13 protein-coding genes are annotated in these 17,280 nt (G+C 46.0%); 1 reads left to right on the top strand and 12 read right to left on the bottom strand.

The window, feature by feature from the left end; translation table 11 throughout:
* Positions 1 to 138: 138 nt before the first annotated feature.
* Positions 139 to 1,806: an F-box/WD repeat-containing protein gene (locus ACOJUN_RS06935; RefSeq protein ID WP_422135929.1), complete on the bottom strand. Its 1,668-nt coding sequence runs from the start codon at positions 1,804 to 1,806 to the stop codon at positions 139 to 141.
* A gap of 335 nt (positions 1,807 to 2,141) precedes the next feature.
* Here ACOJUN_RS06935 and ACOJUN_RS06930 point away from each other — a divergent pair, with 335 nt between their 5' ends.
* Positions 2,142 to 2,588 carry a DUF6682 family protein gene (locus ACOJUN_RS06930; RefSeq protein ID WP_422135928.1) on the top strand — a complete coding sequence of 149 codons (447 nt, stop codon included), beginning with the start codon at positions 2,142 to 2,144 and terminating at the stop codon, positions 2,586 to 2,588.
* A 117-nt stretch (positions 2,589 to 2,705) separates the two neighbouring features.
* Here ACOJUN_RS06930 and ACOJUN_RS06925 read toward each other — a convergent pair whose 3' ends face one another.
* From ACOJUN_RS06925 to ACOJUN_RS06875, 11 genes are all read right to left on the bottom strand, one after another.
* Positions 2,706 to 2,906: a hypothetical protein gene (locus ACOJUN_RS06925; protein WP_422135927.1), complete on the bottom strand. Its 201-nt coding sequence runs from the start codon at positions 2,904 to 2,906 to the stop codon at positions 2,706 to 2,708.
* 77 nt (positions 2,907 to 2,983) lie between these two features.
* Positions 2,984 to 4,693: an F-box protein gene (locus tag ACOJUN_RS06920; RefSeq protein WP_422135926.1), complete on the bottom strand. Its 1,710-nt coding sequence runs from the start codon at positions 4,691 to 4,693 to the stop codon at positions 2,984 to 2,986.
* 145 nt (positions 4,694 to 4,838) lie between these two features.
* Positions 4,839 to 6,497, bottom strand: coding sequence for an F-box/WD repeat-containing protein (locus tag ACOJUN_RS06915; protein WP_422135925.1), 1,659 nt, complete (start codon positions 6,495 to 6,497; stop codon positions 4,839 to 4,841).
* Between the two features lie 149 nt (positions 6,498 to 6,646).
* The gene (locus tag ACOJUN_RS06910) at positions 6,647 to 7,006 is read right to left on the bottom strand and encodes a hypothetical protein (protein ID WP_422135924.1); all 360 of its coding nucleotides are present in this window, start codon (positions 7,004 to 7,006) and stop codon (positions 6,647 to 6,649) included.
* Positions 6,951 to 7,076, bottom strand: coding sequence for an F-box-like domain-containing protein (locus ACOJUN_RS06905; RefSeq protein WP_422135923.1), 126 nt, complete (start codon positions 7,074 to 7,076; stop codon positions 6,951 to 6,953). The genes ACOJUN_RS06910 and ACOJUN_RS06905 overlap by 56 nt, the downstream gene beginning before the upstream one ends.
* A 514-nt stretch (positions 7,077 to 7,590) precedes the next feature.
* Positions 7,591 to 8,970, bottom strand: a complete 1,380-nt coding sequence (locus ACOJUN_RS06900; RefSeq protein ID WP_422135922.1) for a hypothetical protein — start codon at positions 8,968 to 8,970, stop codon at positions 7,591 to 7,593.
* A 117-nt stretch (positions 8,971 to 9,087) separates the two neighbouring features.
* Positions 9,088 to 9,714, bottom strand: coding sequence for an F-box protein (locus ACOJUN_RS06895; protein ID WP_422135921.1), 627 nt, complete (start codon positions 9,712 to 9,714; stop codon positions 9,088 to 9,090).
* 145 nt (positions 9,715 to 9,859) lie between these two features.
* The gene (locus ACOJUN_RS06890; RefSeq protein ID WP_422135920.1) at positions 9,860 to 11,518 is read right to left on the bottom strand and encodes an F-box/WD repeat-containing protein; all 1,659 of its coding nucleotides are present in this window, start codon (positions 11,516 to 11,518) and stop codon (positions 9,860 to 9,862) included.
* Between the two features lie 308 nt (positions 11,519 to 11,826).
* Positions 11,827 to 13,488 carry an F-box protein gene (locus ACOJUN_RS06885; protein ID WP_422135919.1) on the bottom strand — a complete coding sequence of 554 codons (1,662 nt, stop codon included), beginning with the start codon at positions 13,486 to 13,488 and terminating at the stop codon, positions 11,827 to 11,829.
* Between the two features lie 138 nt (positions 13,489 to 13,626).
* Positions 13,627 to 15,408 (bottom strand): F-box/WD repeat-containing protein, encoded by a 1,782-nt coding sequence (locus ACOJUN_RS06880; RefSeq protein WP_422135918.1) that lies wholly within the window; start codon positions 15,406 to 15,408, stop codon positions 13,627 to 13,629.
* Between the two features lie 109 nt (positions 15,409 to 15,517).
* Entirely contained in the window at positions 15,518 to 17,182 is a 1,665-nt protein-coding gene (locus tag ACOJUN_RS06875; RefSeq protein ID WP_422135917.1) for an F-box/WD repeat-containing protein, read from the bottom strand.
* Between the last annotated feature and the right edge of the window lie 98 nt (positions 17,183 to 17,280).

Here is a 17,280-nt window from a genome sequence, read left to right as displayed (position 1 = left end):
TCCGTAGCTCCAAAATCAGTCTTTATCCTCGCCTGGAAAGGATATTTTAAATGGATTCTATCTGTTCGACTCAGTTTTATAGTGGTAGTTCAAAAAAGATTGAGTTCAGTGGAGCCAAGCAAAAATACGCTCATTCGATCATTGATCGTTCTTCAATAGTTCAGTAATTTTCGCTGTGTACTCGGTGACGGTTACCACATGTCGGCTATCGGCACTGAAAGTGGCCTGGTGGACTGCATCTTCATCCTCGTGTTGGAGGGTGGCTTTTTCCAGCCATGATCCGTCGGCCTGCTGGCCACAAATTTTCGCTGTGCGATCCAAACTGGCGGTTACCATATGACAACCATCGGCACTGAAGTCGGCTGAGAAGACACTCCCGCTATGGGTGATACAGGCTTCTTCCTGCCATGATCCATCGGCCTGCAGGCCATTGATTTTTGCCGTGTTGTCATTACTGGCGGTCGCCACTTGGAGGCAATCGGCGCTGAAGTTGGCTGAGTTGACTTCCCTGGTGTGAAAAATGCGGGCTTTTTCTTGCCATGATGAATTGACATTCTGGCTATAGATTTTTGCACTGCCATCCCAACTGGCGGTCACCACATGACGGCAATCGGCGCTGAAGTTGGCTGAGCAGATCACATCGCCATGATGGATCGCAGTTATTTCTTTCCATGATCCATCGGCCTGCAGGCCACAGATTCTTGCCGTGCAATCAAAACTGGAGGTTACCAGATAGCAGCTATCGGCGCTGAAGTCTGCTGAGGAGATTGCTTTCTTGTGTTGAATGGTGGCTTTTTCTACCCATGATCCAGCGACCCCCTGAGCGTAGATTTTTACAGCATAATCTGCATCGCAAATCACTAGATGATGGCCATTGGCGCTGAGCATGGCCGAACAGACCTGACTACTGTGGTCAATAATGCCCTCCGGTTGCCATGATCCATCGCTCCCCTGAGCAAAGATTTTCACCGTATGATCCAGACTGGCAGTCACCACGCGGCGCCCATCAGTACTGAAGCTGGCTGAACTGATCTGATCAATATGGGTAATAATGACTTTTTCTTCCCATGATCCATCATCCTGCTGACCAAAGATTTTCGCCGTGTGATCTTTACTGGCAGTCACCACATGACGGCCATCGAGACTGAAGCTGGCTGATGTGACCCAATTATTATGGGAGATGGTGCCTTTTGATTCCCATGATCCATGGGTCTCCAGGCCGAAGATTTTTGCTGTTCCATCATAACTGGCGGTTACCAGGTGACGGCCATCGGTGCTGAAGGTGGCGGTGCAGACATTGCTGGAATGGGCAATTTCGAGTTTTTCCACTGGGCTGAATAGTTTACATTGAGACATCAGTTTGCTGTTGATGAAAAGGAGCTGAACAGGAAAGTAAGTACTTTCTCGTTGTTTTAAAAGTGACTCGATAGTGTCCTTATCCACAAACGGCTTTAACCAGGCACGGAGTTGTTGCTCATTTTTTTTCGTTATCGTGGCCTTTAGTTGATCTTGGTGAGGTGAAGGAAACCGTTGATACCACCCTCTTTCCAGTGCTTTATCGGTTTCAACAAAATCGCGAAGGTACCTGCATACCCTTGCCAAACGGGTAATCTCGCGAAGACCCAAATAGCGAATAATCATCGATTTTGTTTCGTAGGGTAAACAAAGCAATGGCGATTGGTTTTGGTAATATACATTAATGTCTCTGCCGACACAGACACTCGTTGCTGTTTCCTCCAGTCTAGGTCGCTTGGGTTCTGGCGGGAGTAAATCGTCATGGCCGGAATTGTTGTTCAAAGGGTTCATGTCTGGCCCCTCCTGAGTTCAAAAGTCAGTACTTACCCGTGCCTTAAAAAGACATCTAAAGTTGATTTGATCTGTTAGAGTCGGTTTTGTAATGGAAGTTCAAAATATTGGGGTCAGTGAAACCAGGAAAAAAACAGAGCCCTGATCCGTGAAATTTTTTCAAGGTCATGGATCAAGCAAGTGAACAAAGACTTGTTCCCTTGCGACAAAGACGGCAACCGGGTTTAGCTCAGCTGGCCGTGGTGCAGAACCGCCCTGATACCTATTCGCAGGTGACTAATTTTAACTGTCAGGCCAAGTCAAGGCAGAGTGTACCCATTGAAGCCTAACGGTTAATGAATATCATCGACAACGAAAATGCCGGCAGATCGGTCACTAAAACTACCCGTGAGTCACTGGATTCATTAATAGCCAACTGGTCTGTCACCACCGGAACGAATGTGGAACGGTTTATCTACGACGAGAAAAGCCCCGGCGTGTTTTACGTCTACCCAGTGCCAGCGGCCAATCACATCATCAATATTATGATCAACCGAACACCGGTTCCGGTCACCATTACCGACGTTGGAAACGATCCTACCGACATGGAACTGGATACCGTCTGGCTGAACCCGGTAATCAATTACTTGATGTTCCGTGCCTACATTACGGACGGAGAAACGGAAGAAAATCTGATGCAGGCACAAAGCTATCTGAAAATGTTCGCTAATGACCTGCAACTGAAATGGAATGTGGACCTGATTTTCAGGCAGCAGCTTCAGGGGGATGTGGTTCAGGGTTAATGCTTTTTGTTTTCATGCTTGATCCAGATAATGACCGGTATGGCAATAATGACCACAAAAAGGGTCATGAGCAGATACATATCGCTGGGTGTCATAACTTTTCTCCCTTGGAGCGATCTAAGAACCCTCGCCCGATAGGGCGGGGAGTGTCAGAAAGCCAACATAAACAAAGAAAATAATCAGCGCAGCACCGAACAGTTCTATTTCCCAAAACAGGTCACTTTCTGATACCAAAGGACCCAGGATACACAGAGCTAAGGGCACCTTGACCAGATCAAACCACATCTTAGACAAACAATCACGCTGATTTTTATTCATTGATTTCACCTTTTCATTTCTTGAAAGGACATCATAGACTATGGAACTGGACTACCTGCCGCGCATACGCCCCTACATCAAAAGAGGAGACAACTAACCTCAGGCTGAGGTTGGGTCAGACCCATTGGATCATCATCGTCCTTGCATAGTTCAGTGATTTTTGCTGTGTAAAGAGTAACCGTCACCACAAGTCGGCTATCGGCGCTGAAAGCGGCTGACTTGACCTGACTTTCGTGTTGAATGGTGGCTTTTTCCTGCCATGACCCGTCGGCCTCCTGGCCACATATTTTCGCTGTACCATCCAGGCTGGTAGTTACCATATGACAGCCATCGGCACTGAAGGTAGCTGAGGTGACGCTGTTCTGATGGATAATGATGATGGCCTCTTCTTGCCATGATCCATCGGCCTGCAGGGTACTGATTTTTACCGTGTTATCCCTGCTGCTGGTCACCAGATGGCGGCAATCGGCACTGAAGTTGGCTTTGGTGATCTCTTCGGTGTGGGAAATGCAGGCTCTTTCTTGCCATGATGAATCGGCCGTCTTGCTATGGATTTTCGCCTTGCCGCCCCGACTGGCGGTCACCAGATGGCAGCTATCGGCGCTGAAGGTGGCTGAGACCCGATGATTATGATAAATCGTGGCTGCTGTTTTCCATAATCCATCGGCCTGCAGGCCACTGATTTTTGCCGTACTGTCCCTACTGACGGTCACCACATGGAGGCTATTGGCGCTGAAGTTGGCGGATTTGATTCCGGAACTGTGCTGAATGCTGGCTTTTTCTACCCATGATCCAGCGGGCCCCCGAGCATAGATTTTTACAGAGTAATCTTGACTGCAGAGCGCCAGATGATGGCCATTGGAGCTGATTACGGTCGAAGAGACCGTACTACCACGTTCAATAGTACTCTCTAATGCCCATGATCCATCGTCCCCCTGAATAAAGATTTTCGTCCTGTAAGCACTGGCAGTCACCACACGGCGGCCATCAGCACTGAAGGTGGCTGAATAGGCCGGACCAATATGGGAAAGGATGGCTTTCTCTTTCCATGATCCATCATCCTCCTGACCATATATTTTCGCCTGGCCATCCCAACCGGCGGTCACCAAATGACGACCATTGGGACTGAAGCGGGCTGAGTAGAGGTAATCACTGTGGGAAATGATGCCTTTTGGTTCCCATGATCCATCGGTCTTCTGGCCGAAGATTTTCGCCCTTTTATCCCCACCGACGGTGACCAGATGGCAACCATCGGCGCTGAAGGTGGTTGTTTTGACATAGAAGGAATGAGTAATTTTGGCTTTTTCCACTAACTTGAATTTTTTACATTCAGACATCAGTTTACTGTTGCTGAAAAGTAACTGAACAGGAAAATAAGAACTCTTTCTTTGTTTAATGAGTGACTCGATAGTTTCTGAATTTGCAAACGTCTGCAACCAATCACGGAGCTGTTGCTCGTCTTTTGTCTTAATTGCGGCCTTTAGTTGATAAAGATGTGGTGAAGGAAACCGGCGATCCCATGCACTTTCCAGAGCTCTGTTTTGTTTAACAAAATCGCGAAAATATCGGCATACCTTGGCTAAACGGGTAATCTCTCGAAAATCCAGGCATCGAATAATCTTTAACTGTGTTAATTCGGGCAAAGCTAAAATCGGAGAGTTATTGTTGTGATATAGAGTAACGTCCCTACCTGCACTGACACCCGTTGGTGCTTCCTCCAGTTGATGCTGCACAGGTGTTGGCGGGAGTGATTCGTGTATCCCGGAATGGCTGTTAATTGGGTTCATCCCTCATTACTCCGTAGCTCCAAAGTCGGTCTTTATTCTCGCCTGGAAAGGTTATTTAAAAAGCATTCAATCTGTTGGAGTCGCTTTTATAGTGGAAGTTCAAAAAAGATTGAGGTCAGTGGAACTAATACCCATCATTCGATCATCAATTCTTCTTCCGAAGTTCAGTGATTCTTACCTTTTTATAATCACCCAGGGTCATCACATTCCGGCTATCGGGGCTGAAACTGGCTGCGGTGAGTTCTGTCCCTTTTTGAATGACGGCTTTTTGCAGCCATGACTCACTAATCTCCAGACCATAAATTTTCACTACACCATCGATACTGGCGGTCAACACATGGCAAGCATCGGCACTGAAGGTGGCTGAGACAACCTCATCCTGATGGACAATGCGGGCTTTTAGTGCCCATGATCCATCGGCCTGCAGGCTGCTGATTTTCGCTATAGCATCACTGATGGTCACCACATGCTGGCAATCGGCACTGAAGCTCGCTGAGATGACCTCCTCAGAGTGTTCAACGCGGGCTTTTTCTCCCCATGATCCAGCGTTCTGGCTATGGATTTTCACCATACCACCTTTATAGACGGTCAACACATGGCGGCAGTCGGCGCTGAAGTTGGCTGATTTGATCAACTCATCATGTTTTATCGTGTCCATTTCTTTCCACGATCCATCAGCCTGCAGGTTAAAGATTATTGCCGCGTGATTACTATAAGTGCTGAGGACCAGATGGCAGCTATCGGCGCTGAAGTTGGCCTGGAAAGCATTGGCCTCTGGTTGAATAATGGATGTTACTACCCATAATCCCTCGGCCAGCTGGCCATGAATTTCTACAACATTATCCATAATATGAAGAATTGCCATGTGACGGCCATCGGGGCTGAGCTTGGGCGAATAGATTTGATTTCCATGACAAAACTCCTTTACTTCCCATGATCCATTGTCCCTCCGAGCAATGATTTTCACCGTGTTATAGGAACTGTGGGTCACCACACGGCGGCTATCAGCACTGAAAGTGGCTGAATTGAGGTAATTCTTATGGGAAATGCAGGCCTTTTCTTCCCAGGATCCGTTGTCCTCCAGACCATAGATTTTCGCTGTGCCATCCTGACAGACAGAGACCAGATAGTGGCCATCGGGGCTGAAGCTGGCTGACAAGACCAAACGATCATGGGTAATGGTGGCTTTTTCTTGCCATGATCCATTGGCCTCCCAGCAGTAGATTTTCGCTGTGTGATCGCTACTGGCGGTTACCAGATGCCGGCCATCGGGGCTGAAACTGGCTTCATTGACTCCAGCACCATGGGTAATTTCGAGCGTTTCCACTAACTCAAATTCTCTGCACAGAGACATTAATTGACTGTTGGTGAAAAGTAACTGAACAGGGAAATGAATATTCTTTCGGTGTTCAATGAGCGACTCGACAGTGCCCTTATTAGCAAAAGGCGCCAACCAATCACGGAGCTGTTGCTCATCTTTTGTCTTAATGGCAGCCTTTAGTTGATCTAGATGTGGTGAAGGAAACCGGCGATTCCATGCTCTTCCCAAAGCGTTATTTTGTTTAACAAGATTTCGAAAATATCGGCATACTTTTGCTAAACGGGTAATCTCTCGCAAACCCAAACAGCGGATAATCTTTAACTGTATTAATTCCGGCAAATCTAAAAGCGGAGAGTTAGTGTTGTAATAAGGCGTAACGTCCCTACCGGTACAGACAACCGTTGCAGCTTCCTTCAGTCGATTTCGCTTGGGTGTTGGCGGGAGTGGTTCCTGTATCCCGGAATGGCTGTTAATTGGGATCATCCCTGATTGCTCCTTAGCTCCAAAGTCAGTCTTTCTCCACAGTTAAAAGCGACATTTAAAATGGATTTAATCCGTTGGACTCGGTTCTACAATGAAAGTTCAAAACATTGCAGTCACTTGGACTAAGCAAAAATACGCTCATTCGATCATCAATCTTTCTTCCATAGTTCAGTGATTCTCAGCGGGCATTCATGACTGATGGCCACCACATTTCGGCTATCGGCGCTGAAGCTGGCTTTGGTGAATCGTATTCTGTTGCGAACGGCTGTTTTTTGCAGCCATGATCCATTGGCCTGCTGGCCAAGAATTCTCACCATACCATCGTCACTGGTGGTCACCAGATGGCAAGCGTCGGGACTGAAGGCAGTTGAGAGGATCTTATTCTGATGGACGATGTTGGCTTTCGGTTGCCATGAGCCATCGGTTTGCAGGCTATGGATTTTCGCTGTGGCATCAGCACCGATGGTCAACCAATGCTGGCAATCGGCACGGCGGTGTTTGTCTAACAAGATCGTGAAAATATCGGCATACCTTTGCTAAACGGGTAATCTCTCGAAAACCCAAATAGCGAATAATCAACGATTTTGTTTCGTAGGGTAAACGGAGGAATGGCGATTGGTTATAGACATTGACGTCCCTGCTTGCACAGACGCCCGTTGCGCCTTCCTCCAGTGAGCTCCCTTGGGTGGTGGCGGGAGTGAACCCTCATTGTTGTAATTGTTGTTCAGAGGGTTCACGCCTGACTCATTCAAAACCCCAAAGTTAGCAAAATCGCCGTAAACCCTTGCCTGACAGAGGGTGTCGCAAAAGGGTATGGTCAGCAGGATATATCAAGATCGTCGTTCCCGCGCAGGCGGGAACCCACCACGAGCAGTGGATCTCCGCCTTCGCGGAGATGACGGTTTGAAGCTTGAAGCGTTTTAATTGACCTTTTGCGACACCCTCGACAGGGCTGGGAGTGTCACAGTGAAATCTTTACCGCAGAGCGCCAATAGATCAAAGAGCTGATTTCACGAATTTGGAAAGAAAATTTCGGGGCCGATCCGTTAAAATCTGATCAAAACAACCAGGTAGAGGTCTCCTGCTTGAATGCTTAATGCCACCAAGTGAAATCATGTCCATGAGAATAATACTTGAGTAATTGCATTCCAACGAGACTGTGTGCTTCTCTGTAATATGGGTCTGGATTAGCACATTTACCATCTGGCTTTTCATGGAGGTCTATAACGCTGACTCTCTTTGAAGCGCCCCTATAAAAAACGTCTTTAGAATGATCTGCTACAAAAAAACAACTATTATCACCTTTCCAGGAAACTCCTTTGTCAATGCGTAATAGATAATTGAATTTAGATGAAATATGTGCAATCTGATTTGATAGATGTTTGAAATTAGATTCTGCTTCACCACTTAAAATATAGTCAAATAGATTTTTCGCTTTGTCTGAAGACCATGTTACTGTTCTACCTGTATTATGGTAAGGAAAGTCAGAGAAAAACGACCTGTGTCTGGTTAAAATCGATTTATCATCATCAAATAATTTATCTGCATCGCAATCTTTTATACCGTAGAGTGGCAGGGTCTCTGACAATGTTGGTTGAGTAAACATGCCATGGCTAGCTATTATATAAGGTGGTTTCGATAGCCATTGATTATCAATGTCTGAATAAAACAAAAAATTGGTTCCGAGTTTTTCAAAACGATTAGCCAGATTAATTTTGTTTTCAGATTTAGCCTTATCTATACAAAAGTTTATAGTCTTGGTAATGTGTTGAGATACAACAATTCTGATGCAATCCATAAACATGAAACCCATATATGCAGTATGCCAATCTAATTCCTTGGGAAATTTTAACTGCAGGTCTGTTTCAAGAGAGATACATAAGATATTATCATGATCTTTGAAACTGGCTTTCATCTCATTGATTTGGGATTCTTTAAGCGCCTTGTCAGAAAATACTATAAACAGTGGGATATCATTTTTACTGAGTTCGGTTCCTTCTTTCAATATTCTTTGGACATAATTCAATCCGTTAAATCTTTCAGGATTATTTTTGCCATCAAATATGGTGGTGCCATGCAGCGCTGCCCATGTATGAAATACTGGACATGGAGGACATACCTTCAAATCCATAGCAGTAGCTTTCTCTAATGTATCTATGCCTGAAAACTTTAAACTATCAGCGATATTTCTCCAGGATAATTCATCGATTGAATCAAAATAAGTTCGGTCGAGAGTGAAGACGATGTTTTTCGCAAGGTGGACGTAGAAATCATCATTGTCTTTTTCGTTCATAACCGGAGAAATGCATCTTGATGAAAGATCCTTAGTCCCAAAATAATTTCCTGTGTGTTCTACTGCGCAAGGAAGATACTTTATATCATCCTTTTTTACAGATGGACTCTCTTGCTCCATTTTGGACTGCGTTAGAATATGTGCCCCTGGCGGTACAATTGGTTTTACTACTTGATACATGCCCTTTTCCCTTTTCCCTTATTAGGCTGTTAAGAATCTAAAATGCTCACATTAGCAAAACATAGCCCTAAAGATCTTTCTAGTACCAAATAATTGCTAACAAATGTGTAATAATGGCTAACAAAAAATTTCCGAGAAATGTACGCAGGGTGTATTTGTGTGAAGAACAGATCGCTTGAGCTCGTTGGCAGTCAACACACCGAGGCCATCGACGCTGAAGGTGGCTGTGCTTAAATTGAAGGAATGAGTAATTTTGGCTTTTTCCACTAACTTGAATTTTTTACATTCAGACATCAGTTTACTGTTGCTGAAAAGTAACTGAACAGGAAAATAAGAACTCTTTCTTTGTTTAATGAGTGACTCGATAGTTTCTGAATTTGCAAACGTCTGCAACCAATCACGGAGCTGTTGCTCGTCTTTTGTCTTAATTGCGGCCTTTAGTTGATAAAGATGTGGTGAAGGAAACCGGCGATCCCATGCACTTTCCAGAGCTCTGTTTTGTTTAACAAAATCGCGAAAATATCGGCATACCTTGGCTAAACGGGTAATCTCTCGAAAATCCAGGCATCGAATAATCTTTAACTGTGTTAATTCGGGCAAAGCTAAAATCGGAGAGTTATTGTTGTGATATAGAGTAACGTCCCTACCTGCACTGACACCCGTTGGTGCTTCCTCCAGTTGATGCTGCACAGGTGTTGGCGGGAGTGATTCGTGTATCCCGGAATGGCTGTTAATTGGGTTCATCCCTCATTACTCCGTAGCTCCAAAGTCGGTCTTTATTCTCGCCTGGAAAGGTTATTTAAAAAGCATTCAATCTGTTGGAGTCGCTTTTATAGTGGAAGTTCAAAAAAGATTGAGGTCAGTGGAACTAATACCCATCATTCGATCATCAATTCTTCTTCCGAAGTTCAGTGATTCTTACCTTTTTATAATCACCCAGGGTCATCACATTCCGGCTATCGGGGCTGAAACTGGCTGCGGTGAGTTCTGTCCCTTTTTGAATGACGGCTTTTTGCAGCCATGACTCACTAATCTCCAGACCATAAATTTTCACTACACCATCGATACTGGCGGTCAACACATGGCAAGCATCGGCACTGAAGGTGGCTGAGACAACCTCATCCTGATGGACAATGCGGGCTTTTAGTGCCCATGATCCATCGGCCTGCAGGCTGCTGATTTTCGCTATAGCATCACTGATGGTCACCACATGCTGGCAATCGGCACTGAAGCTCGCTGAGATGACCTCCTCAGAGTGTTCAACGCGGGCTTTTTCTCCCCATGATCCAGCGTTCTGGCTATGGATTTTCACCATACCACCTTTATAGACGGTCAACACATGGCGGCAGTCGGCGCTGAAGTTGGCTGATTTGATCAACTCATCATGTTTTATCGTGTCCATTTCTTTCCACGATCCATCAGCCTGCAGGTTAAAGATTATTGCCGCGTGATTACTATAAGTGCTGAGGACCAGATGGCAGCTATCGGCGCTGAAGTTGGCCTGGAAAGCATTGGCCTCTGGTTGAATAATGGATGTTACTACCCATAATCCCTCGGCCAGCTGGCCATGAATTTCTACAACATTATCCATAATATGAAGAATTGCCATGTGACGGCCATCGGGGCTGAGCTTGGGCGAATAGATTTGATTTCCATGACAAAACTCCTTTACTTCCCATGATCCATTGTCCCTCCGAGCAATGATTTTCACCGTGTTATAGGAACTGTGGGTCACCACACGGCGGCTATCAGCACTGAAAGTGGCTGAATTGAGGTAATTCTTATGGGAAATGCAGGCCTTTTCTTCCCAGGATCCGTTGTCCTCCAGACCATAGATTTTCGCTGTGCCATCCTGACAGACAGAGACCAGATAGTGGCCATCGGGGCTGAAGCTGGCTGACAAGACCAAACGATCATGGGTAATGGTGGCTTTTTCTTGCCATGATCCATTGGCCTCCCAGCAGTAGATTTTCGCTGTGTGATCGCTACTGGCGGTTACCAGATGCCGGCCATCGGGGCTGAAACTGGCTTCATTGACTCCAGCACCATGGGTAATTTCGAGCGTTTCCACTAACTCAAATTCTCTGCACAGAGACATTAATTGACTGTTGGTGAAAAGTAACTGAACAGGGAAATGAATATTCTTTCGGTGTTCAATGAGCGACTCGACAGTGCCCTTATTAGCAAAAGGCGCCAACCAATCACGGAGCTGTTGCTCATCTTTTGTCTTAATGGCAGCCTTTAGTTGATCTAGATGTGGTGAAGGAAACCGGCGATTCCATGCTCTTCCCAAAGCGTTATTTTGTTTAACAAGATTTCGAAAATATCGGCATACTTTTGCTAAACGGGTAATCTCTCGTAAACCCAAACAGCGGATAATCTTTAACTGTATTAATTCCGGCAAATCTAAAAGCGGAGAGTTAGTGTTGTAATAAGGCGTAACGTCCCTACCGGTACAGACAACCGTTGCAGCTTCCTTCAGTCGATTTCGCTTGGGTGTTGGCGGGAGTGGTTCCTGTATCCCGGAATGGCTGTTAATTGGGTTCATCCCTGATTGCTCCGTAGCTCCAAAGTCAGTCTTTCTCCACAGTTAAAAGGGACATTTAAAATGGATTTGATCTGTTGGAGTCGGTTTTATAGTGGAAGTTCAAAAAAGATTGAGGTCAGTGGAACTAATAAGTACCTAACCAGTTGGTTTCGCATATTCTTGACGGCGGCTTTTTCCACCCTTCTGCGTTCCAACTCTGGTTGCGTAGCTATGGCTACGCGCCCGTCGTTGCACCTTGAAGGATGAAAAAATCCACTCGCCAGAATATGCGAAACCAACTGGCCAGGTACTTAGCAATCATTCGATTATCAATTCTTCTTCCGAAGTTCAGTGATTCTCACCGTGTTATCTTTACAGACGGTCATCACATTTCGGCTGTCGGGGCTAAAACTGGCTGCGGTGAGTTCTGTCTCTTTTTGAATGACGGCTTTTTTCAGCCATGACCCGTTGGTCTCGAGACCATAAATTTTCACTACACCATCGACACTGGCGGTCAACACATGGCAAGCATCGGCACTGAAGGTGGCTGAGACGACCTCACCCGGATGGACAATGCGGGCTTTTAGTGCCCATGATCCATCGGCCTGCAGGCTGCTGATTTTCGCTATGGCATCACTGGTGGTCACCACATGCTGGCAATCGGCACTGAAGTTGGTTGAGGTGACCTCCTCAGGGTGTTCAATGCAGGCTTTTTCTTCCCAAGATCCAGCACTCTGGCTATGGATTTTCGCCTTACCATCATTACAGGCGGTCACCACATGGCGGCAGTTGGCGCTGAAGTTGGCTGATTTGATCAACTCATCATGTTTTATCGTGCCCACTTCTTTCCACGATCCATCAGCCTGCAGGTTATAGATTATTGTCGCGTGATTACGATGAGTGCTGAGGACCAGATGGCAGCTATCGACACTGAAGTTGGCCAGGAAGACAGGGGCCTTTAGTTGGATGGTAGATGTTACTTCCCACAATCCCGCAGCCAACTGGCCATGAATTTCTACAACGTGATCCATTGAATTAAGAATTATCATGTGACGGCCATCGGGGCTGAGCTTGGCCGAAGTGATCCAATTTCTATAAAAAGTCTCCTCTACTTCCCATGACCCATTGCCCCTTCGACCAACGAGTTTCACCGTGTTATAGGAACTGTGGGTCACCACAAGGCGGCTATCAGCACTGAAAGTGGCTGAATTGAGGAAATTCTTATGGGAAATGCAGGCCTTTTCTTCCCAGGATCTATGATCATCCAGACCATAGATTTTCCCTGTGCCATCGCGACAGACGGTGACCATGTAACGGCCATCGGGGCTGAAGCTGGCTGACAAGACCACACGATTATGGGTAATGGTGGCTTTTTCTTCCCATGATCCATTGGCCTCCCAGCAGTAGATTTTTGCCGTGTGATCGCTACTGGCGGTTACCAGATGCTGGCCATCGGGGCTGAAACTGGCTTCATAGACTCGACCACTATGGGTAATTTCGAGCGTTTCCACTAACTTAAATTCTCTGCACAGAGACATTAATTGACTGTTGGTGAAAAGTAACTGGACAGGGAAATGAATATTCTTTCGGTGTTCAATGAGCGACTCGACAGTGCCCTTATTAGCAAACGGCGCCAACCAATCACGGAGCTGTTGCTCATCTTTTGTCTTAATGGCAGCCTTTAGTTGATATAGAGGATGTGGTGAAGGAAACTGGCGATTCCATGCTCTTCCCAAAGCGTTATGGTGTTTAACAAGATTGCGAAAATATCGGCATACTTTTGCTAAACGGGTAATCTCTCGCAAACCCAAACAGCGAATAATCTTTAACTGTGTTAATTCCGGCAAATCTAAAAGCGGAGAGTTATTGTCGTAATAAGGAGTAACGTCCCTGCCTTTACAGACAACGGTTGCAGCTTCCTTCAGTCGATTTCGCTTGGGTGTTGGCGGGTGTGGTTCCTGTATCCCGGAATGGCTGTTAATTGGGTTCATCCCTGATTGCTCCGTAGTTCCAAAGTCAGTCTTTATCCACAGTTAAAGGGGACATTTAAAATGGATTTGATCCATTAGACTCGGTTTTACAATGGAAGTTCAAAACATTGCGTAAGCAAAAATACGCTCATTCGATCATCAATCTTTTTTCCGAAGTTCAGTGATTGTCACCTTGTTATCTGCGCTGACAGTCAACACATGTCGGCTATCGGCGCTGAAGTTGGCTGATTCGACAGAAAACTCGTGTCGAATGGTGGCTTTTTCTACCCATGAACCATCGGTCCACAAGCCATAAACTTTCGCCGTGTGATCGCAACTGGCGGTCACTACAAGGCAACCGTCGGCACTGAAGGTGGCTGAACAGACGTAACCTTTGTGGACAATAGTGGCTTGTTTTTCCCATGATCCGTCAGCCTTCCGGCCATAGATTCTTGCCTTTTTATTGTCGACGGTGGTCACCAAACGGAGGCCATCGGCACTGAAGTCGGCTGAGATGTTGTCGATTTTGTGAGAAAAGATGGCTTCCTTTACCCATGATCCGGGGGGCTCCAGGCCATAGATTTTCATCGTATTATTAGAGATGGTCAGCAGGCGGCCGCCATTGGCACTGAATCTGGTTGAGAAGACACCCGTATTAAAAATCGTGACTGTTTCTTGCCATGAACCATCGTCCTGCAGGTCACATATTTTAAGCGTCTTAAGGACACCTTTGGTTATCAGATGGCGTCCATCGGCACTGAAACGAGCTGAGTGGACAGGAACATCATGAGTCATGGTGGTATTTATTTCCCATGACCCATTGGCTTCCTGACCATAGATTTCCACAGTGTTGTCTTTACCACTGATCATCAGATGACGGCAATTGGGACTGAATCTGGGCAATATGAGCTCACCGTTATGAATCATGGTGGCTTCTGCTTTCCATGAGCCATTCTCCTTCTGACCATAGAGTGTGACAATGCCAGATACGCTGAGGATCAATAAATAACGACCGTCGTCGTTTAGTTGGGCAAATTTGATCGAATTATTATGGTAATTAGTGTATTTCTCTTGCCATGATCCATCAGTCTCCATGTCATAGATTCTCAGCGTTTTATCGGTGCTGGCGGTTAACATTTGGCACCCATCAGCTGTGAATCTGGCAAATTTGACCAGACCATTGCCGGAAATGGTGGCTTTTGGTTTCCATGATCCATTGTCCTCCTTGCCATAGATTTCCCCCTTGGCGCGACTGGCGACCACCAGATTGCGGCTATCTGGGCTGAATGTGACGATGTAGAACCGACCATTATGGGAAATGATGTTTTTTGGTTTCCATGAGCCATTGTCCTCCTTAGCAAAGATTTTCGCTGTATTATCACGACTGGCAGTGACCAGATGCTGGCCATCGGAGCTGAAACTGGCATTGTAGACAATATCACCACGGGTAATTTCAGCTTTTTCCACTGACTCAAATTCTTTACATAGCGACATCAGTTTACTGTTGGTGAAAAGTAACTGAACAGGAAAATAAGTATTCTTACGTTGTTCAATGAGGGGCTCTATAGTGCCCTTATTAGCAAATGGCTCTAACCAGTCACGGAGTTGTTGCTCATCTTTTGTTTTAATGCTGGTCTTTAGTTGATATAGATGGGATGAAGGAAACCGGCGATTCCATGCTCTTCCTAAAGCGTTAACCTGTTTAACAAGATTGCGAAAATATCGGCATACCTTTGCTAAACGGGTAATCTCTCGAAAACCCAGGCAGCGAATAATTTGCAAATGAGTTAATTCGGGCAAATCTAAAAACGGAGAGTTATTGTTGTGATACAGAGTAACGTCCCTGCCCGCACTGACGCCCGTTGATGCTGCCTCCATTTGAGGTTGCACAGGTGTCGGTGAGGCTCTGTTTATGCAGGAATTGCTGTTAATTGGGTTCATCCCTCATTGCTCCGTAACTCCAAAGTCAATATTTATTGCTATCTGGAAAGGACATTTAAAATGGATTCAGTCAGTAGGATTCGGTTTTATGATGAAAGTTCATCGATCATCAATCCTTTTTCCGAAGTTCAGTGATCCTCACTTTGTTATCCATACTGACGGTCACCACATTTCGGCTATCGGCGCTGAAACTGACTGCGGTGAATTTTGTCTCTTTTTGAATGACGGCTTTTTGCAGCCATGACCCGTCAGCCTCCAGACCATAAATCTTCACTTTACCATCGTCACTGGCGGTCACCACGTGGCAAGCGTCGGCACTGAAGGTGGCTGAGACGACCTGATCATAATGGACAATGCTGGCTTTTAGTGCCCATGATCCATCGGTCTGCAGGCTATTGATTTGCGCCGTGGCATCGTCACTGTTAGTTACCACATGTTGGCAATCTGCACTGAAGCTTGCCGACCTCACCCCCCCGGAGTGGACAATGCAGGCTTTTTCTTTCCATGATCCAGCACTCTGGCTATAGATCTTTGCCGTATTATCTTTACTGGCGGTCACCAGGTGGAGGCAGTCGGCGCTGAAGTTGGCTGATTGGATCAAATCATCATGTTTGATCGTGCCCATTTTTTTCCATGATCCATCAGCCTGCAGTTCATAGATTATTGCCGCAGGAGCAAATGTGCTGATGACCAGATGGCAGCTATCGGCGCTGAATTTGACCCGGTCGCTTCCATCCTCTAGCTGAATGGTGGATGTTACTGCCCATAATCCAGCGGCCAACTGACTCTGGATTTCTATAACGCGATACCCGGGAGTATGAATGATCAGGTGACGGCCATCGGGGCTGAGCTTGGCCGAAGTGATCCAATTTTTTTGAAGAGTGTCCTCCAATTCCCATGATCCATTGTCCCCCCGACCTGTAATTTTCAGCAAAGCATCATTACCATAACCAACAGTCAACACACGGCGGCCATCAGCACAGAAGGTGGCTGAAGTGATGTATGTCTCGTGGGAAATGGAGGCTTTTTCTTCCCATGATCCATCGTCCTCCAGACCATAGATTTTCACTGTGCCGCGATGAGCGGCGATTATCAGATAGCGGCCATCGGGGCTGAAGGTGGCTGATATCACCCAATATTCATGGGTAATAACGGCTTTTTCTTCCCATGAGCCATTGGGCTCACGGCTGTAGATTTTCGCTGTTGTATCGCGACTGGCGGTTGCCAGATGTTGGCCATCGGGGCTTAAAGTAGCCTGGTAGACACGACCTCCATGGGTAATTTCGAGTTTTTCCACTAACTCAAATTCTTTACATAGCGACATCAGTTTGCTGTTGGTGAAAAGGAGCTGAACAGAAAAATGAATGTTCTTTCCTTGTTCCATGAGCAACCCGATAGTGCCCTTATCAGCAAACGGCTCCAACCAATCACGGAGTTGTTGCTGATCTTTTGTCTCAATGGTGGATCTTAGTTGATATTGCTGTGGTGAAGGGAAACGGCGATACCATGCTCTTTCCAGAGCTCTATCTTGATTAACAAGATCGCGAAAATATCGGCATACCTTTGCTAAACGGGTAATCTCTCGTAAACCCAAAAAGCGAATAATCTTTAATTGTGTTAATTCGGGCAAATCGAAGAATGGCGAGTTATTGTTGTGATATAGAGTGACGTCCCTACCCGCACTGACGCCCGTTGGTGCTTGCTCCAGTTGAGGTTGTTCAGATGTTGGCGACAGTGGTTCGTTAATACTAGAAGTGCTTTTTGCAGGGTTCACGACGGTTTCCTTCATAGCGCCAAAGTCAGTATGTATCCTCAGTTAAAAAGGACATTTAAAATGGATTCGATCCGTTAGACTCGCTTTTACAATGGAAG

The organism is Endozoicomonas sp. ALD040 (genome assembly GCF_049275945.1).
Lineage (GTDB): Bacteria > Pseudomonadota > Gammaproteobacteria > Pseudomonadales > Endozoicomonadaceae > Endozoicomonas_A.
Note: the sequence above shows the minus strand (reverse complement) of the source record. Positions and strands in the feature narration are given on the sequence as shown.